The 2055-nt window shown below is 69.5% G+C and carries 1 protein-coding gene; it reads left to right on the forward strand.

Annotated features, from left to right (window positions below; translation table 11 throughout):
• The first annotated feature begins 181 nt into the window (after positions 1–181).
• Complete coding sequence (locus AC5JJ2_RS05450; RefSeq protein ID WP_495856953.1) at positions 182–1705, forward strand: sigma-70 family RNA polymerase sigma factor; 1524 nt, start codon at positions 182–184, stop codon at positions 1703–1705.
• Positions 1706–2055: the final 350 nt, after the last annotated feature.

The following is a 2055-nucleotide window of genomic DNA, read 5'->3' on the forward strand; positions in this document are numbered from 1 at the left end:
CGGGACGCGCTCACCCCCCTCCCTAGCCCTCCCCCCCAAGGGGGGAGGGAACAAAGCCAAGAGCGGCGTGCCGCCACCAGAATACCCGCCGCCGCCCGCCGCGCGGAGCATTTTTCTGAACAGTTCCGGCCCGCCCGCGGCTTTATCATGATGAGGGCATCGACACCCCACGGGACCGGTCATGGCGTCCGTCCAGGCACTGCTCGCGAAGCTCCGGCGGCCGTCCACGGCCGCGGACTCCGACCGCATGTTGCTCGCCCGGTTCGCCGCCACCGGCGACGATTCGGCGTTCTCCGCCATCGTCGCGCGGCACGGGCCGCTCGTCCTCGGCGTCTGCCGGCGGACGATCCGCGATTCCCAGCTGGCCGAGGACGCGTTCCAGGCCGTCTTCCTCGTGCTCGCGAGGAAGGCGGCCGGCGTGAGTGTCCGCGAGTCGCTGGCGAACTGGCTGTACGTCGTCGCCCGCCGCGTCGCGGTCAAGGCGGCGAAGCGGCGGCAGGCCGACCCGGTGGTCCCAACAACGGACCGCGCGGAAGCGTCATCCGACGCGGCGGATTTGGTCGGCGCGATCGACGAGGAACTCGACCGGCTGCCGGACAAGTACCGGTCGCCGGTGCTCGCGGTCCACCTGCAAGGCCGCACCCAGGACGAGGCGGCGGAGCTGCTCGGCTGGTCGCTCAGCACCGTCCGCCGGCGGCTCGCCGCCGGGCGGGAGTTGCTGAGAAACCGGCTGACGGCCCGCGGCGTCACCCTGGGCAGCACCGCGTTCCTGGCTACCGTCCCTGTCTCGCTGGCGGCGGCGGCGACGGCGGAAGCCGTCGCGGTCCGCGCGGGTGCGATCATCGGCCCTCACCTTTTACCACTCGTGAACGAGGGCCTACGCATGGGTTCGGGGTACTGGAAGGTCGGCGGGTTCCTGGCGGCCGCGGCCGTCGCCGTCGGGGTGGCCGTGTCGAACGGCGAGGAGAAGCCGAAGGAGCCGATCGCGGCCCCGGCCGTCGTCGCGAAGTGGACGACGATCACCGGCCGCGTCGTGTGGCCGGGCGACCCGCCGAAGGCGAAGGTCGAGGTGAACAGCGACAAGGAGCACTGCCTGTCGAAGGGGCCGCTGGAGGCGGACGAGGTGATCGTCAACAAGAAGACCGGCGGGTTGAAGAACGTCTGGGTCTACCTGCGGCCGGACGACGACGACCGGGAGGCGAAGTTCAAGGACGGGCAGGTCCACCCGGACCTGTTAAAGCCGAAGGCGGTGGAGCACGAGGTGGATCAGCCGTGCTGCCAGTTCATCCCGCGGATGCTGGCCGTCCGGGCCGGGGACACGATGAAGTTCAAGAACAGCTCGCCGATCCCGCACAACGTGAAGTTCGACGGCGCGTCGCACGCGGCGTTCAACGTCACCATGCCGTCCGGCCAGGCGCACGCGACCGGGCCGCTGGCGGCGCACCGCCATCCGAACACGTTCGCGTGCAGCATCCACCGGTGGATGGCGGGGAGCTTCATGGCGTTCGACCACCCGTACTTCGCCCTGACGGACGCGGACGGCAAGTTCGAGATCAAGCACGCGCCGCAGGGGAAGTTCCGGATCGTCTACCGGCACGAGACCGGCTACCACAAGGGCCGCGACGGCGGCCTCGGCTTCCCAATCGAGGTGCAGGGTTCGACGATGGAACTGGACCCGCTGAAGTACGAGCAGCCGTCGCGATAGCGGGCGTGACGGTTCGCCCGCGACGGTTCTTGGCCCTGAAAGGGCCGGACATGTCAGCCCAGGGCAAGGAGCGAAGCGACGCCGCCCTGGGTCCGTCGCCACCCAACGCCCAAGCCCTGAAAGGGCGAAACAGCCTCACCTGTTTCGCCCTTTCAGGGCTTGCTTCCTTTCGACCACACACCCAGGGCGGCGTCGCTTCGCTCCTTGCCCTGGGCTATCTTGTGTCACCCCTTCGGGGTAAAGAATCGGGGTCGTGGGGGGGGGGGGGGGGTGATCGTGACGCCCCCCGCCCCCCCCGGGGGGTTTTAATATTAGAAACCCCCCCCCACCGAAAACGGGCCGCGATAAAC

The organism is Limnoglobus sp. (assembly GCF_059499385.1).

Bases quoted from the DNA above. Each gene is read 5' to 3' on its own strand.
- AC5JJ2_RS05450 (WP_495856953.1), top strand. From the start codon at position 182: ATGGCGTCCGTCCAGGCACTGCTCGCGAAGCTCCGGCGGCCGTCCACG.